The sequence below is a fragment of the Arthrobacter cupressi genome (assembly GCF_900099975.1).
Lineage (GTDB): Bacteria > Actinomycetota > Actinomycetes > Actinomycetales > Micrococcaceae > Arthrobacter > Arthrobacter cupressi.
The window spans coordinates 342,667-367,430 of record NZ_FNEI01000001.1 but is presented as its reverse complement, the minus strand read 5'-3'; the positions used below and the strand labels follow the sequence as shown (position 1 = coordinate 367,430).

23 protein-coding genes and 1 tRNA gene are annotated in these 24,764 nt (G+C 67.4%); 10 read left to right on the top strand and 14 right to left on the bottom strand.

Annotated features, from left to right (window positions below):
- Positions 1-70: 70 nt before the first annotated feature.
- Together phoH2 and BLP88_RS01650 are read right to left on the bottom strand one after the other, a co-directional pair.
- Positions 71-1,342 (bottom strand): RNA 5'-3' helicase PhoH2, encoded by a 1,272-nt coding sequence (phoH2, locus tag BLP88_RS01655; protein WP_373366910.1) that lies wholly within the window; start codon positions 1,340-1,342, stop codon positions 71-73.
- 378 nt (positions 1,343-1,720) lie between these two features.
- Positions 1,721-2,482, bottom strand: coding sequence for an isoprenyl transferase (locus BLP88_RS01650; protein WP_074586626.1), 762 nt, complete (start codon positions 2,480-2,482; stop codon positions 1,721-1,723).
- 171 nt (positions 2,483-2,653) lie between these two features.
- Here BLP88_RS01650 and trhA point away from each other — a divergent pair, with 171 nt between their 5' ends.
- Positions 2,654-3,292 carry a PAQR family membrane homeostasis protein TrhA gene (trhA, locus tag BLP88_RS01645; RefSeq protein WP_074586364.1) on the top strand — a complete coding sequence of 213 codons (639 nt, stop codon included), beginning with the start codon at positions 2,654-2,656 and terminating at the stop codon, positions 3,290-3,292.
- On the opposite strand, the gene BLP88_RS01640 is transcribed toward trhA, so the two are convergent.
- The 4 genes from BLP88_RS01640 to mca all read right to left on the bottom strand — a co-directional run bounded on the left by BLP88_RS01640 (position 3,289) and on the right by mca (position 7,266).
- A complete protein-coding gene (locus BLP88_RS01640) occupies positions 3,289-3,789 on the bottom strand; it encodes a DUF2087 domain-containing protein (RefSeq protein ID WP_175453464.1) in 501 nt (166 codons plus the stop codon). The genes trhA and BLP88_RS01640 overlap by 4 nt on opposite strands.
- Positions 3,790-3,794: 5 nt before the next feature.
- A complete protein-coding gene (locus BLP88_RS01635) occupies positions 3,795-6,029 on the bottom strand; it encodes a thioredoxin domain-containing protein (protein ID WP_074586624.1) in 2,235 nt (744 codons plus the stop codon).
- Complete coding sequence (locus BLP88_RS01630) at positions 6,001-6,264, bottom strand: hypothetical protein (RefSeq protein WP_218872647.1); 264 nt, start codon at positions 6,262-6,264, stop codon at positions 6,001-6,003. Before BLP88_RS01630 ends, BLP88_RS01635 begins: the two co-directional genes overlap by 29 nt.
- A 96-nt stretch (positions 6,265-6,360) precedes the next feature.
- Positions 6,361-7,266: a mycothiol conjugate amidase Mca gene (gene mca / locus BLP88_RS01625; RefSeq protein WP_074586360.1), complete on the bottom strand. Its 906-nt coding sequence runs from the start codon at positions 7,264-7,266 to the stop codon at positions 6,361-6,363.
- 221 nt (positions 7,267-7,487) lie between these two features.
- Between mca and BLP88_RS01620 the strand changes: the two genes are divergently transcribed.
- Positions 7,488-7,850 (top strand): DUF4307 domain-containing protein, encoded by a 363-nt coding sequence (locus BLP88_RS01620; protein ID WP_245679731.1) that lies wholly within the window; start codon positions 7,488-7,490, stop codon positions 7,848-7,850.
- Positions 7,851-8,002: 152 nt separating this feature from the next.
- Positions 8,003-8,497 (top strand): transcription elongation factor GreA, encoded by a 495-nt coding sequence (gene greA / locus BLP88_RS01615; protein WP_074586357.1) that lies wholly within the window; start codon positions 8,003-8,005, stop codon positions 8,495-8,497.
- 57 nt (positions 8,498-8,554) lie between these two features.
- Here the strand turns inward: greA and BLP88_RS01610 are convergent, their stop codons facing one another.
- From BLP88_RS01610 to BLP88_RS01595, 4 genes are all read right to left on the bottom strand, one after another.
- Entirely contained in the window at positions 8,555-9,163 is a 609-nt protein-coding gene (locus tag BLP88_RS01610) for a rhomboid family intramembrane serine protease (protein ID WP_074586355.1), read from the bottom strand.
- A gap of 13 nt (positions 9,164-9,176) precedes the next feature.
- A complete protein-coding gene (ilvA, locus tag BLP88_RS01605; protein ID WP_074586353.1) occupies positions 9,177-10,415 on the bottom strand; it encodes a threonine ammonia-lyase in 1,239 nt (412 codons plus the stop codon).
- A gap of 3 nt (positions 10,416-10,418) precedes the next feature.
- Complete coding sequence (locus BLP88_RS01600; RefSeq protein WP_084110677.1) at positions 10,419-11,756, bottom strand: AI-2E family transporter; 1,338 nt, start codon at positions 11,754-11,756, stop codon at positions 10,419-10,421.
- Positions 11,757-11,818: 62 nt separating this feature from the next.
- The gene (locus BLP88_RS01595; RefSeq protein ID WP_245679730.1) at positions 11,819-12,757 is read right to left on the bottom strand and encodes an aldose 1-epimerase family protein; all 939 of its coding nucleotides are present in this window, start codon (positions 12,755-12,757) and stop codon (positions 11,819-11,821) included.
- Positions 12,758-12,837: 80 nt separating this feature from the next.
- Between BLP88_RS01595 and galT the strand changes: the two genes are divergently transcribed.
- Genes galT through BLP88_RS01580 form a run of 3 tightly spaced genes read left to right on the top strand, consistent with a single transcriptional unit; the run spans position 12,838 to position 16,449 of the window.
- Positions 12,838-13,983 (top strand): galactose-1-phosphate uridylyltransferase, encoded by a 1,146-nt coding sequence (gene galT, locus BLP88_RS01590; protein WP_074586350.1) that lies wholly within the window; start codon positions 12,838-12,840, stop codon positions 13,981-13,983.
- Positions 13,980-15,167 (top strand): galactokinase, encoded by a 1,188-nt coding sequence (gene galK, locus BLP88_RS01585; protein ID WP_074586348.1) that lies wholly within the window; start codon positions 13,980-13,982, stop codon positions 15,165-15,167. Before galT ends, galK begins: the two co-directional genes overlap by 4 nt.
- A 43-nt stretch (positions 15,168-15,210) precedes the next feature.
- Positions 15,211-16,449, top strand: a complete 1,239-nt coding sequence (locus BLP88_RS01580) for an acetyl-CoA C-acetyltransferase (RefSeq protein ID WP_074586346.1) — start codon at positions 15,211-15,213, stop codon at positions 16,447-16,449.
- Between the two features lie 66 nt (positions 16,450-16,515).
- Here BLP88_RS01580 and BLP88_RS01575 read toward each other — a convergent pair whose 3' ends face one another.
- Positions 16,516-17,481, bottom strand: a complete 966-nt coding sequence (locus BLP88_RS01575; protein WP_074586345.1) for a Bax inhibitor-1/YccA family protein — start codon at positions 17,479-17,481, stop codon at positions 16,516-16,518.
- A gap of 412 nt (positions 17,482-17,893) precedes the next feature.
- On the opposite strand from BLP88_RS01575, the gene BLP88_RS01570 reads away from it, so the two are divergent.
- Genes BLP88_RS01570 through BLP88_RS01555 form a run of 4 tightly spaced genes read left to right on the top strand, consistent with a single transcriptional unit; the run spans position 17,894 to position 21,935 of the window.
- Entirely contained in the window at positions 17,894-19,174 is a 1,281-nt protein-coding gene (locus tag BLP88_RS01570; protein ID WP_074586343.1) for a branched-chain amino acid ABC transporter permease, read from the top strand.
- Between the two features lie 9 nt (positions 19,175-19,183).
- Positions 19,184-20,155 carry a branched-chain amino acid ABC transporter permease gene (locus BLP88_RS01565; protein ID WP_074586341.1) on the top strand — a complete coding sequence of 324 codons (972 nt, stop codon included), beginning with the start codon at positions 19,184-19,186 and terminating at the stop codon, positions 20,153-20,155.
- Positions 20,152-21,153: an ABC transporter ATP-binding protein gene (locus BLP88_RS01560; RefSeq protein ID WP_074586339.1), complete on the top strand. Its 1,002-nt coding sequence runs from the start codon at positions 20,152-20,154 to the stop codon at positions 21,151-21,153. The genes BLP88_RS01565 and BLP88_RS01560 overlap by 4 nt, the downstream gene beginning before the upstream one ends.
- Positions 21,150-21,935 carry an ABC transporter ATP-binding protein gene (locus BLP88_RS01555; protein WP_074586337.1) on the top strand — a complete coding sequence of 262 codons (786 nt, stop codon included), beginning with the start codon at positions 21,150-21,152 and terminating at the stop codon, positions 21,933-21,935. The genes BLP88_RS01560 and BLP88_RS01555 overlap by 4 nt, the downstream gene beginning before the upstream one ends.
- Positions 21,936-22,020: 85 nt before the next feature.
- Here the strand turns inward: BLP88_RS01555 and BLP88_RS01550 are convergent, their stop codons facing one another.
- The 3 genes from BLP88_RS01550 to BLP88_RS01540 all read right to left on the bottom strand — a co-directional run bounded on the left by BLP88_RS01550 (position 22,021) and on the right by BLP88_RS01540 (position 24,653).
- Positions 22,021-23,373, bottom strand: a complete 1,353-nt coding sequence (locus tag BLP88_RS01550; RefSeq protein WP_074586335.1) for an ABC transporter substrate-binding protein — start codon at positions 23,371-23,373, stop codon at positions 22,021-22,023.
- A 226-nt stretch (positions 23,374-23,599) separates the two neighbouring features.
- Positions 23,600-23,673 (bottom strand) — tRNA-Leu (locus BLP88_RS01545).
- A 44-nt stretch (positions 23,674-23,717) separates the two neighbouring features.
- Positions 23,718-24,653: an N-acetyltransferase gene (locus tag BLP88_RS01540; protein ID WP_074586334.1), complete on the bottom strand. Its 936-nt coding sequence runs from the start codon at positions 24,651-24,653 to the stop codon at positions 23,718-23,720.
- Positions 24,654-24,764 lie beyond the last annotated feature (111 nt).

Genomic DNA, 24,764 nt, shown 5'->3' with positions numbered 1-24,764 from the left:
ACGAACAGGCACCAAAAGCAAGGGAGCGGCACCCAAGGCGGGTGCCGCTCCCGTTTTTAGGACAGCCGGGTTAAATCTCCGCCCCTTCCAACAGCTCCGTAACGAGCGCAGCGATTGGCGAGCGTTCGGAGCGGGTGAGAGTGATGTGGCCGAACAGCGGGTGGCCCTTGAGGGTTTCGACGACGGCGGCAACGCCGTCGTGCCGTCCGACCCGGAGGTTGTCGCGCTGGGCGACGTCGTGGGTGAGGACGATCTTGGAGTTCTGTCCGATGCGGCTCATGACGGTCAGCAGGACGTTCTTCTCGAGCGACTGGGCTTCGTCCACGATCACGAAGGCGTCGTGCAGGGAGCGTCCGCGGATGTGGGTGAGCGGCAGGACTTCGAGCATGCCGCGGTCCATGACTTCCTCAACTACTTCCTGCGACACCAACGCGCCCAAGGTGTCGAAGACCGCCTGCGCCCACGGGTTCATTTTTTCCGACTCGGAGCCGGGCAGGTAGCCCAGTTCCTGTCCGCCGACGGCGTACAGCGGCCGGAAGACGATCACCTTGCGGTGTTCGCGGCGTTCCAGGACGGCTTCAAGGCCTGCACAGAGCGCGAGCGCGGACTTGCCGGTGCCGGCGCGGCCACCGATGGAGACAATGCCCACGGAGGGGTCCATGAGCATATCGATGGCGAGCCGCTGTTCGGCGGAACGTCCGTGCAGGCCGAAGACGTCGCGGTCGCCCTTGACGAGGCGCACCTGCTTGTCCGCGCCCACCCGGCCCAAGGCAGAGCCGCGGTTGGACAGGAGCACCAGCCCGGTGTTCACGGGAAGTTCGGCGGCCGCGGGGATGAAAACGGGTTCGTGGCCGTAGAGGGTGCTGATTTCCTCTTCGCTGGCTTCCACCTCGGCCACGCCGGTCCAGCCGGAGTCCTTGACGAGTTCGTTGCGGTACTCGTCGGCGAGCAGGCCCATGGCGGAGGCTTTGACGCGCATCGGCAGGTCTTTGGAAACCACCGTGACGTTCCGGCCTTCATTGGCCAGGTTCTTTGCGACGGCAAGGATGCGGCTGTCGTTGTCGCCGCCGCGGAATCCGGCCGGGAGAACCTCGGTGGAAATGTGGTTCATCTCCACGCGGAGGGTGCCGCCGTCGCTGCCGATCGGGATGGGCGTGTTGAGTCCGCCGTGTTTCACGCGCAGCTCGTCGAGCAGCCGCAGGGCTTTGCGGGCGAAGTAGCCAAGCTCGGGATCGTGGCGCTTGCCTTCGAGTTCGGTGATGACCACAATCGGCACGATCACCTCGTGCTCGGCGAAGCGCAGCAGTGCCCGCGGATCGGAGAGCAACACGGAGGTGTCAATGACATAGCTTCGGCCGGCTGCCTTGCCGGCCCGCGGAGCCTTGGCGTGGGGGCTCCGCTTGCTGCGAGAGGTAGCTGCACCTTCCCCGTCGGAAACGATTACGGGCAGTTGCTCAGAAATAGCCACATCGACTCCAGCCCCGGGCGTTCGCCCGGCTTATTCGTGAGGCGGCTCGGCCGGAAGGCCGGGCTCGGCCCCCCACGTATAAGGTGCGATGTTTCGCTCCATCTACTGGCCTCCCCGATCAGCGGGCGGTTTTGCCTGCTGATGGGATTAACGTATTCCCGCGCAGTTACATTTCCGGTGACCACTGACGGCGATTCGCGTCGACGGGACGTGAATTTCCCGTGAACGGCAGCTCACGGAAAATTCACGCATTCAGGTGCCGAAGCGCCGCTGCCGGCCGGCGTAGTCGCGCAGGGCCCGCAGGAAATCGATCTTGCGGAAGGCCGGCCACAGGGCTTCGCAGAAGTAGAACTCACTGTAGGCGCTTTGCCACATCAGGAAGCCGGAGAGCCGTTGCTCGCCCGAGGTGCGGATCACAAGGTCCGGGTCCGGCTGGCCGCGGGTGTAGAGGAAGCGGGAGATGTCGTCCACATCAAGTTCGTCAGCGACCTCGGCCATGTCGCGGCCCTTGGCGACGGCGTCATGCAAAAGTTCGCGGACGGCGTCGACGATTTCGCGGCGTCCGCCGTACCCGACGGCGACATTCACGTGCAGCTTCTCGCGCACCGGCGTGCGGGCGGTGAGCTTGTTGAGCCGTTCGGCGAGGTAGTCGGGCAGCAGTTCGGGGGCGCCCATGGCGTGGACCGAAATATCGGGGGCCTCGTCCAGGCGGTCCATGGTGTTGGCGATGATGCCCATGAGCAGGTCCAACTCTTCGCCGGAACGGCTCATGTTGTCCGTGGAGAGCATGTAGAGGGTGACGACCTTGACGCCGAGTTCCTGGCACCAGCCGAGGAACTCGTGGATCTTATCCGCGCCGGCCTGGTGGCCCTCGCTGGTGGGCGCGTTGAACTGCCGTGCCCAGCGGCGGTTGCCGTCCACCATCACGCCGATGTGGCGCGGAATCTTGTCCGTTTCAAGGGAGCGCAGCAGCTTGCGTTCGTAGAAGCCGTAGAGAATCCCGGGCAGCTCCATCCGGATCTTCACCTGACTTCCTTCACTCACCACAGACCCGGGCGAGGTGCCGCAGGCGCATCACCTAGGCTACCGCCCCGGGCCGGAATGGACGTGCACGCACAGTCGTGAAGCGAAGCTGCCAGAAGTTACTCGTTGGTAACCTACCGGATCGTAGCCTATTCTTTAACAATGTCGGAGCTCTTGGCCAAACCCCTCTGGCGCGGCTGGATCCACGCCGTCGCCGCCCCGTTCGCCGTCGCAGCAGGAATTGTGCTCGTGACCCTGGCACCCGGCCCGGACCGCAAGATTGCCTCCGCGATCTATGCCGTCACCGGGGCGCTGCTGTTCGGCGTCTCCGCCGTCTACCACCGGGGCACTTGGCCAGAGAAGCGGCGGCTGCTCCTCAAGCGACTCGACCACAGCAACATCATGCTGGTGATCGCCGGCAGCTACACCCCCTTGGCCTGGTCCCTGCTGGACCGCCCCACGGCGGTGCTGCTCTTGTGGCTGATCTGGGCGGGCGCCCTCCTCGGTGTGCTGTTCCGGGTGCTGTGGACGCATGCACCGCGTTGGCTGTACGTGCCGATCTACGTAGCGCTGGGCTGTGCCGCGGTATTCTTCCTGCCGCAGTTCTTCGCGGCGAGCGTCCCGGCGGTGGTGCTGATCTGCGCCGGCGGTGTGTTCTACATCGCGGGAGCCGTGTTCTATGGGCTGAAGGCGCCCAACTTCCGGCCCGGGGTCTTCGGCTTCCACGAGCTCTTCCACGTCTTCACGGTTTTCGGCTTCGCGGCGCATTTCATCGCGATCATGTTCGCGGTTCTGCGCTAATCCCGCGTCCCGCCCTCGGGCAGGAAGTACGCGCTGCCGTCCGGCGCCCGTTCCACCAGCTCCACGTCGACCAGGTAGCGCCGCAGCAGGACCGGGTCGTCGCTGTACTCCCCGAGCCGGGCGCTTAACGTCCGCTCATCGATCACCTCGCCCGGTGCGAGGACCTGCCCTGCGACCCAAGCCAGGAGCAGACGCCGCTGTTCCTGATTCGCCGGATACCTGTCGATCCGCCCGTCGCTCCGCAGGAACCTCTCAAGTCCGGCCCCGTCCGCACGTCCGGGTCGCCGGAGAAACCGCTGAAGGTAATCCCGGCTGACGCCCGGAGCGGGTTCGGCACCGGCAAGCACTCCGGCGTCCGTCAGGGCCGCCCGCGCTTTGCTCCGCTCCAAGGCGGAGAGCCGCCTGCCCTCCCGTTCGGCCTCTTCGAGGACCACTTCAGCCAACGCAATCCTGGTCTTTTCATTGAGCAGCAGGGCGATCAGACCGCGCCATTCCACGCCGCTCATCGCTCCCCCGTGTCCGCCCGGCTGCCAGTCATGGCCGCGAGCTGTTCCCCGAGTTCCGCGGGCGAGGTGACCGGCCGCTGGCAGACCATGCCCCGGCACAAGTACACCTGGGGCGAACCGTCCGACGCGGCGCCGCGGTGCTCCAACAGCGCAACCGGTTCCTGTTCCGGACCCTGCCGGCCGCCGTCGGGATTTTCCTGTACGGCGACCACCATTCCCGGGCTCGGCGAGCGCAGCAGTGCCAGGTGCAGTTCCCGTCGGGCGGGTCCGTCCGGCCCGGCCACCGCGGCCTCGAGCGGGCCAGCAAGGGCTGCCTGCCCCGTGGCCAGGAGCCAGCCGGCCACCCGCGGCGCTCGGCTTGCGATGGGCGGCAGGAGGTTCAGGATGTTCCCGGCCATGGCCCGCTGGTCGTGCGAGCCCGAGTAGGCGGACGATGTCAGCAGGGCGCCGGCGAACGCGGCCGCACCGCTGGGCGCGGCGTTGTCAAAGGGGTCCAGGGACGGTTGCTCGCCGGACGCGCGGAGCACCTGCCCGGACTCCCCCGCCGAATCGGTCAGGCGTCCGCCGGCGGCGAAGCGGTCGGCGGCTTCCGCAAGCAGCTCCTGGGCGAAGGTGTACCAGCGGACGCGGCCCGTGACGGCGTACAGCGCCAGCAAGCCGTCGGCGCAGAAAGCGTAGTCCTCCAGCAGGCCGCCGATTCCGCGGGCCGTCCCGTCATGGGAGACCCGGGTGAGCCGCGCCCGCCCGGGTTCGCCGTCGCGCGGCTCCCCGGCGTCCCAATGCACCCGCTCCAGGTAGCCGGCGATGTTCTCCGCCGCCTCCACTAACCGGGGCTCACCGAGGATGGCCCCGGTTTCGGCCAGGGCGGCGACGGCCAGTCCGTTCCAGCCTGCCACCACCTTGTCGTCCCGTGCGGGCTGGTTGCGGCTTCCGCGTTCGGCCAGCAGCACAGGGCGCGAACGCTCCCACAGCAGCGCGTCGGCCGCGCTGAAACTCCGGCCGGGATGCAGCGGCGACCCGTGCGCGGACACCGTGCCCCGCTCGCGCACGTTCATCAGCCGCGCCACCGCCGGGCCATCTTCCGGGCCCAAGGCTTCCCGCAACTGCGCAGGGCTCCACAGGTAGGCTGCGCCTTCGTGATGGACACCGTCCACCACGGTATCGGCGTCGAGCGAGGAGGCCAGTCCGCCGGCCGCAGCAGTGCCGATCCCCAGCGCGTCGATCATCCACGCCGCGGCTTCCGAGGCCACCGCCGCGGCTTCCTCCGCAGGGAACACGGCGTCGCCGCCCAGCCGGACCCAGTGGGCGTAGACCCGCACCAGCTGGGCGTTGTCGTAGAGCATTTTCTCGAAGTGCGGCACCGACCAGTCAGCCGTCACGGAGTAGCGGGCAAAGCCGCCGTCCAGCTGGTCGCGGAGCGCGGAACGGGCCATTGCCGCCAGGGTGCGGCCAGCCAGGTCCCGCGCGGCGTCCGACGTCGCCGACGGCACCGCGGCATGCCGGATGAGGAACTCCAGCACCGCCGACGGCGGGAACTTGGGCGCCCGGCCGAAGCCGCCGCCGTCGGGGTCTTCAGTGCGCGCAAGGCCCCGAACCGCAGTGGACAGCAGCGCGGGGTCAACGGCCTGCGGCATGCCGTCGAGGACGACGACGGCGCCGGCCTGCGCGTCGGCCATCCCGGCGGCGAGGTTGCGTGCGTTCTGTTCGACGGCGTCGCGGCGTTCCAGCCAGGCCTCGCGGACCGCTTCGAGCACCTGCCGGAACGACGGGCGGCCCGGAAGCGGAGTGGGCGGGAAGTACGTCCCGGCGTGGAAGGCCAGGCCCTCGGGGGTGAGGAAGACGGACATGGGCCAGCCGCCTTCGCCGCTGATGGCCTGCGTGGCGGCCATGTAGACGGAATCGACGTCCGGGCGTTCCTCGCGGTCCACCTTGATGGCCACAAAATGTGCGTTCAGGTAGTCGGCGGTGTCCTGGTCTTCGAAGGATTCATGGGCCATGACGTGGCACCAGTGGCAGGCCGCGTAGCCGATGGAGAGGAACACGGGAACGTCGCGGGCCGCTGCAAGCGCGAAGGCGTCATCCCCGAAAGGCTGCCAGTGCACGGGGTTGTGGGCATGCTGGCGCAGGTAGGCCGAAGGCTCGGAGCCGAGGGCGTTGAAGCTCCCCTGCTCCGTCGAAGCAGGGCCGGAGGCGGGGTGCTGCTCAGCGGGTTGCTGCGCCGCCATCACCATCGGCCTCGGCATCGGGGCCGCCCTCGGCGGCAAGGCGGGCTTCCTCGGCCTGGGCGCGGTACCGGACCCGGCGGATCCGGCGGACCATGTCCACGATCAGGAAGGTTGTGAGCACCACGATGAAGGCGGTCAGGATGAAGCCCCAGGTTCCGGGCGTCACCTGGTCCTCCGACAGGCCCGGGCGCAGGGACGGAGACGGCGAAGGCGCCGGGGTCGTGGCCAGGACGAGGAGCATGTGGTGCACTGTTCAAACCTTCTGTGGGAGGTGCTGGCTGCCGGGCGGCATGGTTCCCGCCTGATTTCTACGTGTCATAGAAATCGCCGGCACCTTCTATCTTAGCCCCGCGAACAGGTCCTTTTCGGGCAGCTCGGCCTCAACCCGGGAGTGCACCAGGGTGTAGTCCTCCCAGGGCCATACCGTGCGCTGCAGCTCCGGGGAGACTGCGAAGAAGAAGCCCTCGGGATCGATCTGCGTGCGGTGGGCCCGCAACGCGTCGTCCCTGAGGTCGAAGTAGTCCCCGCAGTCCACCTGGGTGGTGGTTTGGTGGACGGGCCCCGGCGCCGTATGGCCTTCGGCGTCGGCCTCCAGCCAGGCAGCCAGGCGGGCAGCGTACGGCGACTGCAGGCCCGCCTCCTCAAGGGCGAAGTGCAGTGCACGGAACCGCTCGGGGCTGAAGGCGCGGTCGTAGTACAGCTTGCTCGGCGCCCAGGCTTCCCCGATTCCCGGGTATCGTTCCGGGTCCCCTGCCGCATGGTAGGCCTCGACGGCCACCTTATGCGCCATGATGTGGTCCGGATGCGGGTAGCCGCCGTTCTCGTCGTAGCTGAGGATGACGTGCGGCTTGAAGTCCCGGACCAGGCGCACCAGCGGCGCCGCGGCGCGTTCCAGCGGCTGCAGGGCAAAGCAGCCCGGCGGAAGCGGGGGCAGCGGATCGCCCTCAGGCAGTCCGGAGTCCACAAACCCGAGCCACTGCTGGCGGATGCCCAGCACCTTCGCGGCGGCGTTCATCTCCAACCGGCGCGCACCGGCCATGTCCCGCTTGGGGTGCGGAGCGTCCTCCATGCCGGGGTTCTGGATGTCACCGCGGGAGCCGTCGGTGCACGTCGCCACCATCACTTCGACGCCGGACGCGGCGTACATCGCCATGGTCGCCGCGCCCTTGCTGGATTCGTCATCCGGGTGCGCGTGGACAGCGAGCAGCCGGAGCGGAGTGGCGGAGCTGGTGGATGTGCTCATCCTTCGGACGTTCCTCTTTCTGGTGCTGCCGGCCGGGGTGGTGCCGGCATTCATTGTCCTGCGCGCGGGGTGGCAGGAGATGGACTGATGCAAGGGAGCCACCGAAAGCGCACTAAACTGGATGGGTGACTTCGGACGACCCCTCGGCTACCGCGCTGCCGGCAAGTAACAGCCTAGCCAATCGCTACGGCGGCCAAAAGCGCCGCCTGGGGCGCAAGGGGATGCGAAACCTGGTTATCGTGGCGTTGCTGCTGGGCATCGGGTTCATGGCCTGGATCGCCACCACCAGCGCCACCGCACCTGTCACCTTCAAGGACATCGGCTACCACACCACCGACGCCACGCAGATCGAAGTGGATTTCCAGGTCGCCAAATACCCCGGGGCCACGGCAAAATGCGCGGTGAAGGCCCTGGATTCGAAGTTCGCGGTGGTCGGCTGGAAGGTCGTGGAGATCGGCCCGAACGAGCCCAAGGTCGGAGCCGACGGCGGCCGCACCACCATCCACCGGCTGGCGCTGCGCACCGAGTCCGAAGCCGTCTCCGGCGTGGTGGACAATTGCTGGATCACAGACAGCGGCCACTGAGGCGGTGTGACCCGCGACTCCTTTCGCTTTTGGTTTGTCCACAGGATTGACTACACTGAATCAATACCTTTACCCCGCTGAACTGGTTGCTGAGTTCCATAAGTGGCCGCCACGGCGGGGTCTTTTGCTTGCAGATCCATAAGGAGAAGTCCGTGTCTACCACCAACAGCGCAACTGCAGCGTGGCTTACCCAGGACGCATATGACCGCCTGAAGGCCGAACTGGAGCACCTGTCCGGGGCCGGCCGTGCGGAGATCGTCCAGAAGATCGAAGCTGCACGCCAGGAAGGCGACCTGAAGGAAAACGGCGGCTACCACGCGGCCAAGGAGGAACAGGGCAAGATCGAGGCCCGCATCCGCCAGCTGACCGTGCTGCTGCGCGACGCCCAGGTCGGCGAAGCCCCGGCAGACGACGGAATCGTCGAACCCGGGATGCTCGTGGTTGCCCGCATCGCCGGTGATGAGGAAACCTTCCTGCTCGGCTCCCGCGAAATCGCCGGCGATTCCGACCTGGACGTCTTCAGCGAGAAGTCCCCGCTCGGCGTCGCCATCATGGGCCACAAGGAGGGCGACAAGCTCAGCTACACCGCCCCCAACGGCAAGGAAATCCCGGTGGAGATCGTCTCCGCCAAGCCGTTCACCGGCTAGGAGCGTTTACCCCACGACGCCGGCCCTCCCCTTTTGCGGGAGGGCCGGCGTATTGCGTTAATCAGCCTTGGGCCGGAGCAGCACCGCGGCCAGGACTCCGCCAATGGCGCCGCCCAGGTGCGCCTGCCAGGACACCACGCCCATCACGCTGGGCAGCACGCCGAAGAGGATGCCGCCGTAGGCCAGGAACAGCACCACCGAGAGCAGGAGCTGCCACCAGCTGCGGTTCAGGACGCCGCGCACCAGGAGGAAGGCGAACAGGCCGAAGACGAGCCCCGAGGCGCCGACCGTCACGCCGCCGCCGATCAGCCAGACTGCCAGCCCGGAACCGAGCCAGCTGAGCGCCATGGTGGTCAGGAACACCCGGAGCCCGGACAGGAACACCAGGAAGCCGAAGATGACCAGCGGCAGGGCGTTGGAGAACAGGTGTCCGAAGTTGGCGTGCAGCAAGGGGAAGGTCACGATGTCCAACACGCCGTCCGCACTCCTGGGGCGGAGGCCGAAGGTGCGGTTGAGCCCGTGCAGGAGCAGCGTGTTGATCAGCTCGATCACGGCCAGGAGTGCGACGAATCCGCCCATGAGGAGCAGGCCGCCCTTGGCGCGCGCAGCGAGTGATTCCTTCCCGGGCGCCGGCGGTTCCGGGGTCCTGCCGCCGAGGTAAGCCATCAGGCCTCCGCCGTCAGTGGACCACGATCGGCTGGAAGCCTTCGGCGCGGAGCGCTTCGAGCACCTGCTTGCCGTGCTCGTGGCCCTTGGTTTCCAGGTTGATGGTGATGGAGACGTCGCCCATGCTGATGGCGCCGCCCACCCGGGTGTGGTCCAGGCCTGTGACGTTGGCGTCGTTCTCGGCGATGATGCGGGCGATGGTGGCCAGCGAGCCGGGACGGTCGTCGAGCATCATGCGCACCGTCATGAACCGTCCCGCCGCCGACAGGCCTCGCTGGATCACCTTAAGCATGAGCATGGGGTCGATGTTGCCGCCGGAGAGCACCACGGCCACCTTGCCCGGGTTCTCGATGGTGCCGTCCATGAGCGCGGCCACGCCCACCGCGCCGGCTGGCTCAACCACCATTTTGGCCCGTTCGAGCAGGAAGATCAGTGCCCGGGCGAGGGAGTCCTCGCTGACGGTCACGACGTCGTCGACCAGTTCGCGGATGATGCTGAAGGGCAGCTGTCCGGGACGTCCGACGGCGATGCCGTCCGCCATGGTGGACACCTTCTTGAGCGGCACCAGGGCGTCAGCGGCGAGGGAAGGCGGGTAGGCCGCGGCGTTCTCGGCCTGGACTCCGATGATCCGGATCTCGCGGCCAAGTTCCTTGGCCTTGGCCTTGATGGCCACCGCGACGCCGGCCAGCAGCCCGCCGCCGCCGACCCCCATCAGGATGGTATCGACGTCGGGAACCTGCTCCAGGATCTCCAGGCCGATGGTGCCCTGGCCGGCCACGACGTCGACGTTGTCGAAGGGGTGCACGAAGACGGCGCCGCTTTCGTCCGCGTAGCGCTGGGCCTCGGCGAGTGCTTCGTCCACGTTGTGCCCGTGCAGCACCACTTCGGCGCCGTGGCTGCGGGTGGCGGCGAGCTTGGGGAGGGCGACGCCGAGCGGCATGTAGATGCGGGCCTTGATGCCCAGGCTCTTGGCGGCGACGGCCACGCCCTGGGCGTGGTTGCCGGCAGAGGCAGCCACCACGCCGCGGGCCTTTTCCTCGGGTGAGAGCCGGGCCATCCGGACGTAGGCGCCGCGCACCTTGAAGGAGCCGGCACGCTGGAGGTTCTCGCATTTGAAGAACACCTCGCCGCCCACCATGGTGCCCAGTGCCCGTGACGTTTCAATCGGAGTCTTCGTAATAATGCCCTCGAGCAGTTCCTGCGCCTTAAGGACATCGTCCAGGGTGACGGGCAGGGTTTCGAGGGTGTTCACGGATTACTCTCCTTTGTCGGTCTCGGCTGCCGGAGCCTGGCCGTAGCCTGGCCGGGCGGCCGCTTCATGGGTGGGGGCATCCTTGCCGCCCGGGGACTGCTTGCCGCCGTGCGCAGGCCGCAGGGCGGCAGGCCGGGTGTCCTTGATGTTGGGGTCCTCGTCAGGGTCCTGCATCTCGGCTCCGACCTCCCTGTAGGAGGCGGACAGTCCTTCATCATGTTCCCACGTCCGGGCGGCAATATAGCGCACCGCCGTATTTGCTACGGCCAGCAGCGGCACGGCGAAGAGCGCGCCGGGGATCCCCGCGAGGTAGGAACCGGCGGCAACGGAAAGGATCACGGCCACCGGGTGCAGGGAAACGGCCTTGCCCATGACGATCGGCTGGAGGATGTGGCTTTCCAACTGCTGGACCAGCAGCACGATGCCGAGCATGACCAGGGCGTTGACCCAGCCGTTCGCCACGAGGGCCAGCAGGACGGCGATCGCGCCGGTGACGAGTGCACCCACCACGGGGATGAAGGAGGCGATGAACACCAGCACGCCCAGCGGCAACGCCAGTGGAACGCCGATGATCGCGGCACCGGCGCCGATGCCCACGGCGTCCACGAAGGCTACGAACATCTGGATGCGCACGTAGCTGACCATCGAGGCCCAGCCGCGGCGTCCGGCGCCGTCGGTGGCTGCCCGGGCCCGCTTGGGCAGGAGCCGCACCAGGAAGCTCCAGATCCGTGAGCCTTCCAGCAGGAAGAAGATCAGGATGAACAGGGCCAGGACCAGTCCGGCGGCGAAGTGGCCGGCAGTGCTGCCGAAGGACAGGGCGCCGCTGAGGATGCTGCTGCTGTTGTTCTGCAGAGCGTTGACGCCGTCCTCGATGTACTTGTCGATCTGGTCTGCCGTGATGTGCAGCGGCCCGTCGGCGAGCCAGGACTGGACCTGCTGGATCCCGGTCAGCGCCTGCTGCCACAGTTCGCCGAAGCCGGTGGCGAGCTGCCGGCCCACCAGCGCGAGGGCGCCGGCGATCAGCCCGATGAAGCCCAGCACCGTGATCGCCACGGCCAGGCCCTGCGGCATGGCCTTGCGCAGCCAGGCCACCACCGGATGCAGCAGGCCGGCGAGCAGTGACGCGACCATCAGCGGGATGATGAGGAAGCTGACCTTGGACAGCAGCCAGATGAGGGCCCCGGCCACCAGCAGGATCAGCCCGATCCGCCAGGCCCAAGCCGCCGCGATCCGCACCCCGTAGGGGATGTCCTGCGCCAGCTGCTTCTCGGAAAACCGGGGCGGAGCCTCCGCGGGGCGCGCGGACGGACGGGAGGGAGTGGCGTCTGGTGTGGGCGTCATGCCCCCATAATTCCCCAGGCGGGCCCGGATGGGAAACCGCCGGTTCCGGGGCGGGAATCCACTCAGAGCGCGGCCGAGATCCCCCAGCGCATGGTGAAGGACGCGCCGGGTTCCAGCCAGCGCAGGCCCTCGCCGGAGTTGAAGGCGTTCGCCGGGCCGGTCATCGGCTCGATCGCCACGGCCTTGCTGCGGCCCGGGAAGTTGCCCGTGACGAAGACATGCACGTAGCCGCAGTTCTCGTCCTGTTCCAGGGTCACGCTGCGCCCGTCCGGGGCGCTGAGCACGTGGCGGGCCGTACCGCCGTCGAACTCCAGGTCCGTGTAGGCGACGTCGATATCCAGTTCCGCCACCGCGGCGCCGCCGCCCAGGGCGTATTCGCCGTCCGCTGGCGCTGCGCCGCGCGGGATGAGCCGTTCGTCGGCAACCAGCCGGGTGGCCGCGTGGACGGTCAGCCGCAGTTCCTCCGGGGCGGTGTCGCCCAGGCGCAAGTACGGGTGGGCGCCCAGCACGAAGGGCGCCGCGTCCTGTGAATCGTTGATCAGGGTCTGGGAGACGCGCAGCGCGAGCTCCGCGTCGATTTCGTAGCGCACCCGGTGCCGGGCCAGGAACGGGTAGCCGTGCTGCGGGAAGATCACGGCTTCGAGAGTGACCGAGAATTCGTCCTCGTCCACCAGGGCGTAGGAGGCGTTGCGCAGCAGGCCGTGGCTGGCGTTATTGCGGCCCACTTCGGTGATGTCCAGCTGCTGCTTGGTGCCGTCCAGGTACCAGACGCCGTCTTCCACGCGGTTGGCCCACGGCGCCAGGGTGATGCCGGTGGCGCCGGGCGGGAGTTCGTCGCCGTCATAGCTTTCGGTCAGCTGCACGCCGCCGCGGCTGAACAGGCGCAGGCCGGCGGCCAGTTCCGTGACGATGGCGAGCGCGTCGCCGCGGCGGAGCTCGTACTGGCGGCCGCTGGCAAAGCGGCGGGATTCGGTCTGTTCACCGGCGGACTCGGAAGGCATGGCACCACCGTACTGCATCGCCGGATGTGATGTTTTGTTAATTAATTTGCACTTTTGGTCAGTTGTGCGATGATTGTCACATGACTCGCCTTAGCAGCACTTTCCTCGCCGATGGCCGGGAGCTGATGTATTTCGACGACGCCGGCACCGCGCCGCGGGATCCAGCCTCCCTGGAGGACCACCGCGCGCTGCCGCCCCGCGCCGAGCCAGGCGAAGTCCGCTTCGACGCATTGAGCCGGGACTGGGTGGCGGTCGCCGCCCACCGGCAAAGCCGCACCCACCTCCCGCCGGCGGACCAGTGCCCCATCTGTCCGACCACGCCGGAGAACCCTTCGGAGATCCCGGCGCCGGACTACGACGTCGTGGTCTTCGAAAACCGCTTCCCTTCGCTCGGCCCGGCCACGGGGAAGCTGCCGGAGGCAGCCGGCCACAGCGGCTGGGGCCACAGCGCGCCAGCCTACGGGCGCTGCGAGGTGGTGTCCTTCACTCCGCAGCACACGGGCTCCTTCGCCGAGCTCAGCGAGCAGCGGGCACGCACGGTGATCGAGGCCTGGGCGCAGCGCACCGACGCCCTGAGCGCACTGCCCGGCATCAAGCAGGTGTTTCCCTTCGAGAACCGCGGCGCGGAGATCGGCGTCACGCTGCACCACCCGCACGGGCAGATCTACGCCTACCCCTACATCACCCCGCGCGCGGAAGTCCTGGCCTCCGCCGCCGCCGCACATTTTGAACGCAGCGGCGGCACGGAGACCCTGGCCGCATCCATCCTCGGCGCCGAACGCAATGACGGCAGCCGGATGGTCCTGGAAGCCGAACACTTCAGCGCCTACGTCCCCTTCGCCGCGCGCTGGCCGCTGGAAATCCACCTCGTCCCGCACCGGCACGTCCCGGACCTCGCCGCCCTGAACGGCTCCGAGCGCGACGAACTGGCCGCGGTGTACCTGGAGCTGCTCAAGAGGCTGGACCGCCTCTACCCCACTCCCACGCCGTACATCTCGGCCTGGTACCAGGCACCTCTTGAGCCCTCCCTGCGGGCGTCCGGCCAGCTTCACCTGCAGCTGACCTCCCCGCGCCGGGCCGCCGACAAGCTGAAGTTCCTCGCCGGGTCCGAGGCTGCCATGGGAGCATTCATCAACGACACCACCCCCGAAGCCGTCGCCGAGAGGCTCAGGACGGTTGCCAGCCCCGCGCTCAAGGACACCCTCCCGGAAGGAGCACGCGCATGACCCGGACCCGGGCCGTTGACCACCCAGACGGGCAGCTCCGCAGCGGGCTCACCGCCCGCTTCGAGGAGGCTTTCGGAGCAGCGCCCGACGGCGTCTGGCAGGCACCGGGGCGCGTGAACCTGATCGGCGAGCACACCGACTACAACGAAGGGTTCGTGCTGCCTTTCGCGATCGACAAGACCGCCAAGGTGGCCGTCCGCCTGCGCGACGATTCCACCGTGCGGCTGCTGTCCACCTTCGGTGACCAGGGCATGGTGGACGCGGAGCTGGCGGGCCTCGCGCCCGGTTCGGGAACAAAAGGCTGGGGCAAGTACCCCCTCGGTGTCGCCTGGGCCCTGCAGCAGCGGGAAATCACGGTGCCCGGCTTCGAGCTGCTCCTGGACTCCGACGTCCCGCTGGGCGCCGGCCTCTCGTCCTCCCACGCGATCGAATGCGCCGTCATCAGCGCCCTGAACGAACTCCTCGGCGCCGGGCTGTCCGCCGAAGAGATGGTGCTGGCCACCCAGCAGGCCGAGAACAGCTTCGTCGGCGCGCCGACCGGCATCATGGACCAGTCCGCCTCCCTGCGCGGCAGCAGGGGAAAGGCGGTGTTCCTGGACTGCCGGGACCAGAGCGTGCAGCTGGTCCCCTTCGACGCCGAGGCCGCGGGCCTGGTCCTGCTGGTGATCGACACGAAGGTCTCGCACTCGCACGCCGACGGCGGTTACGCCTCGCGCCGCGCGTCCTGCGAGCTGGGAGCCCGGCTCATGGGCGTCCCGGCACTGCGTGACCTCGCGCTGGAACAGCTCGACGACGCCGCCCGGGTTCTCGACGACACCACCTTCCGCCGGGTCCGGCACGTGGTGACGGAGAACGCGCGCGTGCTTGAGACAGTGGAGCGGCTGGCGACGGACGGCGCCGGCAGCATCGGCGGCTTCCTGGACGCCAGCCACGTTTCGATGCGCGACGACTTCGAAATTTCCTGCCCCGAGCTGGACCTCGCCGTCGATACCGCCCGGGCCAACGGCGCCATCGGCGCGCGCATGACCGGCGGCGGTTTCGGCGGCTCCGCCATCGCCCTGACCCCGGTGGGACTCGGGCAGCAGGTGAGGGACGCCGTCGTGCGCTCCTTCGCCGAGGCCGGCCACACCGCACCGGACATCTTCACCGTGACCCCGGCCGCCGGGGCCTCCCGCCTGGCCTGAACGGCCGCGGTCCGGGAGCCCGGCGCGGGCGTAAGCTGGCCCCATGACTGAGGCTGTCATCGTGTCCATGGCCCGCAGCCCGATCGGCCGGGCCTTCAAAGGCTCCCTCAAGGACGAACGCCCGGACGACCTGGCCGCCGCCATGGTCACCGCCGCCCTGGGCAAAATCCCGGCGTTCGACGCCGGCGCGGGCCCTGGGCTCGGACTGGACGACCTGTACCTGGGGTGCGCCGAACCCAGCGGCGAGGCTGGCTCGAACATGGCCCGCGTGGTGGCGGTGCTGAGCGGGCTGGACTACGTTCCCGCGGTCACGGTCAACCGCTTCTGTGCCTCCAGCCTGCAGACCCTGCGCATGGCCTTCCACGCCATCCGGGCCGGCGAAGGCCACGCCTTCGTAGCCGGGGGCGTTGAGGCGGTGTCCCGCTACCAGAACTGGGCCGGCGCCGGCGAGAGCGACGCCGGGGTGCACAACCCGCGCTTCCAGTCCGCAAAGCAGCGCACCGCCGTCCGGGCGGAGTCGAACACGCCGTGGACGGATCCGCGGCTCGGGGACCGCCTGCCGGACATCTACATCGCCATGGGCCAGACGGCCGAGAACGTGGCCACCACCTACGGGATCAGCCGCGCGGAACAGGACGAATGGGGCGTGCTCAGCCAGAACCGGGCCGAGGCCGCGATTGCCTCGGGATTCTTCAGCCGCGAGATCACCCCGTACACCCGGGGCGACGGCTCCGTGGTGGAGCGGGACGATTCGCCCCGGCCGGGAGTCACAATGGAGGCCGTCAGTGCCCTGGAGCCGGTGTTCCGCCGCGGCGGAACCGTCACCGCCGGGAACGCCTGCCCGCTGAACGACGGCGCGGCCGCCGTCGTGGTCATGAGCGACTCCCGCGCGCGGGAGCTTGGCCTGACACCGCTGGCGCGCATAGTGGCCACTGCCGCGAGCGCCCTCTCCCCCGAGATCATGGGCATGGGCCCGGTGGAATCCACCCGGCGCGTTTTGGACCTGGCCGGGCTGACCATGGCGGACATCGACCTGGTGGAGCTGAACGAAGCCTTCGCCGTGCAGGTGGTGGCGAGCGCCCGGGAGCTGGGAATTGATCCGGAGAAACTCAACGTCCACGGCGGCGCAATTGCCCTGGGCCACCCCTTCGGCATGACCGGGGCCCGGATGACCAACACCCTGCTCAACGGCCTGCAGGAACGCGACGGCACATTCGGCCTGGCCACCCTGTGCGTGGGCGGCGGGCAGGGCATGGCCGTGGTGTTCGAGCGGCTGAGCTGAGCGGGGCTTCGCTTAACAAGATGAGGGCCCCGCCGAAGCGGGGCCCTCATCTTCTGTTAGCTACAGCTAGTCGTCGCCGCGCAGGATGGCCAGCAGGCGGATGATTTCCACGTACAGCCACACCAAGGTGACGGTCAGGCCGAAGGCTGCGGTCCAGGAATAGCGCTCCGGAGCGCCGGCGCGGACGCCTTCCTCGATGCTGGTGAAGTCCATGATGAGGGAGAACGCGGCCAGGCCGATGGCCAGCAGGCCGATGAAGACACCCAGCGGAATGCCAAGGATCTCCACCTCCGTGCGCAGGCCGAAGGGCGAATCCACGGCGCCGGTCCACATCATCACCATGTTGATGAGCGCGAAGACCGCGTAACCAATGAGGGCGATCATGAAGAAGCGCATGGCCTTGGGTGTGGCGCGCACCTTGCCGCTCTTGAAAAGCAGGAGGGTCACACCTGTCACCGCGACGGTGCCGATCACGGCCTGCAGGCCGACGCCGGGGAACATGCCATCCAGGATCCGGGTGAGACCACCCAGGAAGAAGCCTTCGAGGCCGGCATACGCCAGGATCAGGGCCGGCGAGGGCTGCTTCTTGAAGGTGTTGACCAGCGCCAGGACGAAGCCGCCGAGCGCGCCGACGATCATCAGGAGGCTGGCGGTACCCATCGGAACGAACAGCGTCACGGCTGCGCCGAGCACCACCACGGCGAGGCAGGCCGCAGTCTTGATGATGACGTCGTCGAACGTCATGCGGCCGGTGTCAGCCGGACCGGCGGCGGGCCGGTTGTACATCTGCTCGAGCTGCTCGCGGCTCATGCCCTGTGGCGGCGTCCCCCAGCCGGGCTGGCCCTGCGGGGCCTGGCCGTACGGGGCCTGGCCATAGGGATTCTGGCCATATGGGGCCTGTCCGTAGGGATTTTGGCCGTACGGGTTTTGGCCGTACGGGTTTTGGCCGTACGGATGGGCGGGAACAGGCGGTGCCTGCGTAGCCCCACGGAAATTCTTTCCGTTGAAGATCGGGTTGCCGCCGAGTGCCATGGTGGGATGTCCTCCTGAATAAGGGCGTTGTGATAATTTACGCTACCAATTCCCACGCCCGGCGGGGAGAGAAAGTTCCGGCCGATGATCACGGTTCGAAAACGTCTTTGGGCAGTGGATTTCCGGCTGCGTCCCGGCCTTGTTTGTTGCCTCAGGCTTCACAGTTGTTATCTGATCGCTACCTCCGGAGCCCTGCGCACAGCATTATTCGCGCTCGCTCGGCGGTAGCATAAGCACGCATGGGTGATGCAAGTCACACAGCAGAGGCTACGGAAGCTGTGCGCCGAGCCCATGACCGTTCGCACCGGCTGCAATGGCGCACCGGGACCACCCCCAATGTGGAAGGTTTTCCATTTTGAGAAGCATAAGCAGAAAGCGGTCCAAGAGACCGCATGCGGGACTGCAGCAAGTTGTGGGGGCGTTCTTCGCGGCCCTCGTGGCAGCACTGCTGCTGGCAGCCCCCGCGGCGCAGGCAACCACCCCGTCGCCTTCGCCGTCGCCCGCTCAACAAGGTTTCCAGAACAACATCAGCGGATTCCTCCGTGATGATGCCCGCGCTCCGATTCCCGGCGTCCGGATTTCCGTCAAAGGCAACAACTTCGAAGGCTCGGCAACCTCAGGCGCCAACGGTGCCTGGACCATCCCGGTGCCGGCCAAGGGAACCTACACCGTTGAGCTGGACACCTCCACCCTGCCGGAAGGCATCAAGCTGGCCGACGGCCAGCAGAATCCCCGGGACGTCTCCTTCAGCCAGACCTCAAACCTCTCGGTGATTTTCGCCTTCGGCAAGGGCATTGTGGTGCAAGGCCAGGACTTCGGCCAGAACCTGCTCAACCGCCTCGTAGCCGGGGTGAGCTTCGGCATGCTGCTGGCCCTTGCGTCCGTGGGCCTGTCGCTGATCTTCGGGACTACCGGCCTGACCAACTTCGCCCACGGCGAGATGGTGACCATCGGCGCCCTCGGCGTCTTCGCCTTCAACGCGTGGGGTCTGCCGGTCTGGCTCGCGATCACGCTGGCCCTTGTGGCGGGCGCCGCGTTCGGGTACGTCCAGGACGCCGGACTGTGGCGTCCGCTGCGGCGCCGCGGAACGGGCCTCGTGCCGATGATGATCGTCTCGATCGGCCTGGCCCTCGCCGCCCGGTATGTGTTCCAGTTCTTCTTCGGCGGCGACACCCAGCAGCTCCCCGGTTCGCAGGTCACGGACGTGCAGCTCGGGCCGATCTCCATTTCCCCGAATACCCTCTGGTCTCTGCTGATCGCCGCCGTGGTAATCGCTGCCTTGGGTCTCCTGCTGCTCAAGACCCGGCTAGGCAAAGCCACCCGTGCGGTGGCGGACAATCCGGCACTCGCCGCGGCGTCGGGCATCGACGTGGACCGCGTCATCCGGATCGTCTGGGTCGTCGGCGGCTTCCTGGCCGCCCTGGGCGGCATCCTCTGGGCGTACTACCGCCCCGGCGTCACCTGGGACATGGGAACGCAGATCCTCCTGGCCATCTTCGCCGGCGTCACCCTCGGCGGCCTCGGCACCGTCTTCGGCGCCCTGGTCGGCTCCCTGGTGGTCGGCATCTTCATCGAACTGACCAGCCTCGTGCTGCCGCCGGACCTGAAGTATGTGGGCGCACTCGTCGTCATGATCGTTGTCCTCCTCTTCCGTCCGCAGGGCATCCTCGGCCGGCGTGAGCGTGTGGGTTAGGAACAAGCAATGGACTTCGGAAATATCCTCTCTCTCGCCCTCGGCGAAATCGTCACACCGACGACGGCGGCCTACGCGCTTGCCGCGCTCGGCCTCGCCGTGCACTTCGGCTACTCGGGCCTGCTGAACTTCGGCCAGGCCGGTTTCATGGCGGTGGGCGCCTACGGTTTCGCGATCTCGACGCTCACCTTCAAGGTCCCGTTCGTGGTCGGTCTGCTGATCGCACTGCTCAGCGCCGTCATCTTCGGCCTCCTGCTCGGCGTGCCTACGCTGCGCCTGCGCGCCGACTACCTGGCCATCGTCACCATCGCCGCGGCGGAAATCATCCGGTACATCGTCACCACCAATACACTGTTCCGGATCACCGGCTCCGCCGACGGTCTGTCCACCTTCCAGCGGGAATTCGACTCCTTCAACCCGTTCCCGCCCGGGACCTACATCTTCGGCTGGAGCAACCGGGATTTCTACGTCCGCGTGGTCAGCTGGCTGGTCGTCATCCTCTGTGCAGTGATTGTCTGGCTGCTGATGCGCAGCCCCTGGGGCCGGGTCCTCAAGGGCATCCGCGAGGACGAGAACGCTGTCCGTTCCCTGGGCAAGAACGTCTATGCCTACAAGATGCAGGCGCTGGTGATCGGCGGCATCCTTGGCGCCTTGGCCGGGCTGCTGTTCACCCTTCCCCGCGGATCGGTGCAGCCCGCCAACTACGCTACGGAACTCACGTTCTTCCTGTGGACGGTCCTTCTGCTCGGCGGCATGTCCACGGTACTGGGCCCGATTGTCGGGGCCATGATCTTCTGGGTGGTGCTGTCCCTGACCCAAAACCTGCTCGCAGGCCTCATCGAGTCCGGGGCCATCACCTTCCTCTCGATCGTCCAGGCCGGCCAGTTGCGCTTCATCCTGGTCGGCATCGCGCTGATGCTCCTGATGATCTTCAGGCCGCAGGGCGTCTTCGGTAACAAAAAGGAGCTGGCGTTCGCATGAGCGGGACCAACGGTCAGAACCCTGACAACATCGACTACATGACCGACACCCGGGCAATCGCCGTCGGCGAAAACCTGCCCGGCTGCAAGAAGCGCGACCCGATCGTGGTGGCGGACAACGTCACCCGGAACTTCGGTGGCATCAGCGCCGTCGACGTCGAACACCTGGAAATCCCGCGCCACAAGATCACCGCGCTCATCGGGCCCAACGGCGCCGGCAAGACCACGCTGTTCAACCTGCTGACCGGCTTCGACACCCCCAATTCCGGGTCGTGGACCTTCGAAGGAAACAACATCGCCGGCGTCTCCTCCTACAAGGTGGCCCGGATGGGCATGGTGCGCACCTTCCAGCTGACCAAGGTGATGGGCAAGCTGACCGTCATGGAAAACATGCGGCTCGGCGCGGCCAACCAGCCCGGGGAAAGGCTGTCCAAGGCCCTCTTCAAGAACATCTGGGGCGGCCGGGAACGGGAGATCACCAAGCACGCCGATGTCCTGCTGGAGAAGTTCAAGCTGGACACCAAGAAGGACGACTACGCCGCCTCGCTCTCCGGCGGACAGCGGAAGCTGCTGGAAATGGCCCGCTCCCTGATGGTGCGGCCCAAGCTGGTGATGCTTGACGAACCGATGGCCGGCGTCAACCCGGCCCTCACCCAGTCGCTGCTGGACCACATCAAGAACCTCAAGGCCGAAGGCATGACCGTGCTGTTCGTCGAACACGACATGAACATGGTGCGGCACATCGCCGACTGGGTGGTGGTGATGGCGGAAGGACGGATCGTCGCGGAAGGTCCCCCCGCGGAGGTCATGAAAGACCCTGCCGTGATCGACGCCTACCTGGGCGCCCACCACGACGTCGATCTCGGCGACGCCGAAGGCATCCGGGAACTCGAGGCCGAACTGGAAGCGGACGAAGAATCGATCGTGGGCACCGAGGACGCCGGCATCATCGCGCCGGAGGCCATCGAAGCCCGCTTGGAAGAGGAGGAAGGCAAATGAGCGCCACCAGCGCCATGCCGGCGGCGGGCAACGCACCCGCCGGGGACGCCGTCGTCAAGGTTACCGACCTCGTGGCGGGCTACCTGCCCGGCGTCAACATCCTCAACGGCTGTAGCATCGAGGCCCGCAAGGGCGAACTGATTGGCATCATCGGACCCAACGGCGCCGGCAAATCCACGCTGCTGAAGGCCATGTTTGGCCTGGTGAAAGTGCACTCGGGCTCGGTGGTGGTGCACGGCAAGGACCTCACGGGCCTCAAGGCCAACAAGCTGGTTTCGCAGGGCCTGGGCTTCGTCCCGCAGACCAACAATGTGTTCGCGGCCCTGACCATCGAGGAGAACCTGCAGATGGGCCTGTTCCAGCGGCCCAAGGTCTTCGCCGAGCGCTTCAACTTCGTCACCGAACTGTTCCCCGAACTCGGCCGGCGCCGCGCCCAGCGCGCCGGTTCGCTCTCGGGCGGGGAACGCCAGATGGTGGCCATGGGACGGGCCCTGATGATGGACCCGGCTGTGCTGCTGCTGGACGAACCCTCGGCCGGCCTCTCCCCCGTGAAGCAGGACGAGACGTTCCTGCGGGTCCACGAGATCAACCGCGCGGGCGTGTCCGTGATCATGGTGGAGCAGAACGCCCGCCGCTGCCTGCAGATCTGCGACCGCGGCTATGTCCTGGACCAGGGCAAGGACGCGTACACGGGCACCGGACGGGAACTGATGAAGGACCCCAAGGTCATTCAGCTGTACCTCGGTACGCTGGCAGACACCGTGGAGGGCGAAGGCCAGTAACGCCGCCGCACACGAAGCCCGTACACGAGCAAGGAAGCCCCGGAGCATTCGCTCCGGGGCTTCCTTGTTGGCTGGAGGGGCCGGCTTACAGCTTGCCGAACTCTTCCTGGACCGGGCTCAAGGTGTTGTCATCCTTGTACTCGTAGATGCCGATGTAGGCTTCCGTGGGGTCGCCCGCATCGGAGAACGTGACCGGACCGGACTTGCCGTCGTAGTCGATATCCTTGCCGTTGCGCAGCAGGGTGACGCAGGAAGCGTAGTCGGTGCACTTCTCGCCGACCTCGGAAACTTCCTTGAGCTTCTTGGCGATGTCCACGCCCTTGGTGCTCTTGGCGGCTTCGGAGGCCAACGCGATCAGGTTCACGGCGTCATATGACTCGCCACCATAGGTGAAGTCCTTCAGCTTCGGGTCCGCCGTCAGGAGTGACTTCTTGAACTCATCCTTGGTGAAGGTACCCGGGAAGGTGCCGTGGGCCCCGGTCATGGTGCCGGGCTTGAAGACCTTGCTGTAGTCCGAGGTGTTGCCGTCCACCAGGAACAGCTGCTTGCCGGGAATGCCCTTGGCCGTCAGCAGCGGGATGATGGACTTCGCTTCGTCGAAGGTGATCAGGACGATGGCGTCCGGCTTGGCTGCCACCACCTTGTCCACCTGGGCCTGGAACTGCGAGTCGCCCGTATTGTAGAGCTCCTCGGACACCACCTTGCCGCCTGCACCTTCGAAGGATTCCTTCACGTACTTCTGCAGGCCGGTTCCGTAAGCGTCGTTAAGCACGATCATGCCAACGGTCTGGACCCCACAGGTTGCGATGTAGTTGCCGAGGACCTTGCCCTGCAGGACGTCCGACGGTGCGGTGCGCCAGTACAGGCCCTTGTCATCCCAGGCGGTGAAGTCCGGGGACGTGTTGGCGGGCGAGAACTGGATGACGCCGGCGCCGGTGATCTGGTTGATCACGGTCTTCGACACGGACGAGGAGGCGGCACCGATGATGGCCTGCGCACCGCCTGCCAGCAGCGCGGTGGCTGACTGCGTGGCGGTGTCGGTCTTCGTGTCACCGGAATCCCGGTGGGTCACCTGTACCGGCTTGCCCAGCACGCCGCCCGCGGCGTTGACCTCCTTGACGGCAAGGTTCACGCCGGCGATTTCGGGTGGGCCGAGGAAGGCCAGGTTGCCGGTAGTGGGCAGCAGGGAGCCGAGCTTCAGGGGAACGTCGGTGGTTGTGCTCGACGGCGGCACCGCCCCGGTGGAGGGTGCTGCACTTGCACTTGCGCTGGCGCTTGCGGTCGGCGCCGGGCAGGAGACGCCTCCTGCTGCCGGAGTGGTGGCCGAGGTTGCGCTGGGGCTCGGCGAACCACCGCAGGCCGTGGCCAGGAACGCGACACCGATGCCAAGCACTGTGAGCTTGGCTGCACGCGGAGCCGCGTGGGAAAGGTCAAACATATGTTTGTCTCCTCGATCGAAAGGTGCGAACTGCCTTTGATGCGATAGATCAGGTAGTCCTGAATACGACTCAAACTAGTGCAATCAGACCGGGAAGATAAGTGAATCAGGTCACATCCCTATAACACTCGTTGCCTGTGGGGAATCCTTTTCAGGGCGCGGGAGTATCGTCTGAATTTTGCGGAAATCCGGGAATGCGACGGCGGCGGAAATGCCGCGGCTATTGTGCCCCAGCAGGGACTCGAACCCTGACTTTGCGGATTTTAAGTCCGCTGCCTCTGCCAATTGGGCTACTGGGGCGCCCGCACAATCGTAACCCAGCGCCCGTGCGGCGCCGGGCGAAATTAGAGCCGTTCGAAAGGCGCCGCGTAGCGGAAGGTTCCCCGGCCGCCGTCGGGCCGGCCGCCGTCCGGCATTCCGGACAGCGGCAGCACCTGGAAGTGATCCCCCCAGGCCGGATCCGGGGACTGGACCCCGACGGAGTCGCCGGGCACGTAGCCGAAGCGCGGGTAGAACACGGTGCTGCCGAGCAGGGCGATGCCCGCCTCCCCTGCGGCCTCGGCACGGCGGGCGGTCTCGCGCAGCAGGGCCGAGCCGATCCCGCGCCGCTGCAGGTGCGGCTCCACGCTGATGGGACCGAGCCCCAGGAAGGCGAGCCCGTCCACGGCGCCGCGGGTGCTGATCACATGTCCCACGATCTCGCCACCCAGCTCGGCCACGATGCTGAACTCGGGCAGGTATTCATCGCAGTCGAACAGTTCCTCCAGGAGCCCCACTTCGGCCGGGATCCCGTCCACCGGCAGGCCCGTCACTGGACTGATCGAGAAGGCCGACGCGGTCAGGGACAGGATCGCGTCGCGGTCCGCGGGAACTTCGCCGCGCAGCACCAGCCCCTGCTGCAGGCGGGAAAGGACCTCCAGTGCGTGCGCTCCCTGCCCGGTGGGGACCAGGAGGTGGTCGTGATGGAAGCCGGCCAGGACGTTGCAGCTGATGCCCGCCGCGCCGAGGGCGGAGCTGACCGCGGCCGTGAGGCCCACCGCTTCGAGCGCGGAGTGGACCTGCAGGGTGATCCAGGCGGCCACGAAGTCGTAGGACAGGCCCAGCCGCTCGGCCTCGTCCCGGTGCAGCACCACGGTGAGGCCTTCTGCTTCGCGTACGGCGGCCTCGATGCCGCCTTCCAGCGGTTTGCCGTGCGGCCACAGCGCGTAGACGTAGTCACCCTCCCGGAGCACCGGGTTCATGGACGCCAGGAGCGCCGTCAGATCAGTTTCGCCTGCCATGGCAGACAGTCTATGGCCGGGCTTGTGTGCAGCGGATACGACGACGGCGGCCGCCTCCCGGGTGGGAGACGGCCGCCGTCGTGCGTTTGCAGGGCCCACGCCGCCCGGGTT

Coding starts and splice junctions, on each gene's coding strand:
- BLP88_RS01650 (WP_074586626.1), bottom strand. CDS start 2,482: ATGGAGCTGCCCGGGATTCTCTACGGCTTCTACGAACGCAAGCTGCTG.
- trhA (WP_074586364.1), top strand. CDS start 2,654: ATGTCGGAGCTCTTGGCCAAACCCCTCTGGCGCGGCTGGATCCACGCC.
- BLP88_RS01635 (WP_074586624.1), bottom strand. CDS start 6,029: ATGGTGATGGCGGCGCAGCAACCCGCTGAGCAGCACCCCGCCTCCGGC.
- BLP88_RS01630 (WP_218872647.1), bottom strand. CDS start 6,264: ATGCTCCTCGTCCTGGCCACGACCCCGGCGCCTTCGCCGTCTCCGTCC.
- mca (WP_074586360.1), bottom strand. CDS start 7,266: ATGAGCACATCCACCAGCTCCGCCACTCCGCTCCGGCTGCTCGCTGTC.
- BLP88_RS01620 (WP_245679731.1), top strand. CDS start 7,488: ATGCGAAACCTGGTTATCGTGGCGTTGCTGCTGGGCATCGGGTTCATG.
- BLP88_RS01610 (WP_074586355.1), bottom strand. CDS start 9,163: ATGGCTTACCTCGGCGGCAGGACCCCGGAACCGCCGGCGCCCGGGAAG.
- BLP88_RS01600 (WP_084110677.1), bottom strand. CDS start 11,756: ATGACGCCCACACCAGACGCCACTCCCTCCCGTCCGTCCGCGCGCCCC.
- BLP88_RS01595 (WP_245679730.1), bottom strand. CDS start 12,757: ATGCCTTCCGAGTCCGCCGGTGAACAGACCGAATCCCGCCGCTTTGCC.
- galT (WP_074586350.1), top strand. CDS start 12,838: ATGACTCGCCTTAGCAGCACTTTCCTCGCCGATGGCCGGGAGCTGATG.
- galK (WP_074586348.1), top strand. CDS start 13,980: ATGACCCGGACCCGGGCCGTTGACCACCCAGACGGGCAGCTCCGCAGC.
- BLP88_RS01580 (WP_074586346.1), top strand. CDS start 15,211: ATGACTGAGGCTGTCATCGTGTCCATGGCCCGCAGCCCGATCGGCCGG.
- BLP88_RS01575 (WP_074586345.1), bottom strand. CDS start 17,481: ATGGCACTCGGCGGCAACCCGATCTTCAACGGAAAGAATTTCCGTGGG.
- BLP88_RS01565 (WP_074586341.1), top strand. CDS start 19,184: ATGGACTTCGGAAATATCCTCTCTCTCGCCCTCGGCGAAATCGTCACA.
- BLP88_RS01560 (WP_074586339.1), top strand. CDS start 20,152: ATGAGCGGGACCAACGGTCAGAACCCTGACAACATCGACTACATGACC.
- BLP88_RS01555 (WP_074586337.1), top strand. CDS start 21,150: ATGAGCGCCACCAGCGCCATGCCGGCGGCGGGCAACGCACCCGCCGGG.
- BLP88_RS01550 (WP_074586335.1), bottom strand. CDS start 23,373: ATGTTTGACCTTTCCCACGCGGCTCCGCGTGCAGCCAAGCTCACAGTG.
- BLP88_RS01540 (WP_074586334.1), bottom strand. CDS start 24,653: ATGGCAGGCGAAACTGATCTGACGGCGCTCCTGGCGTCCATGAACCCG.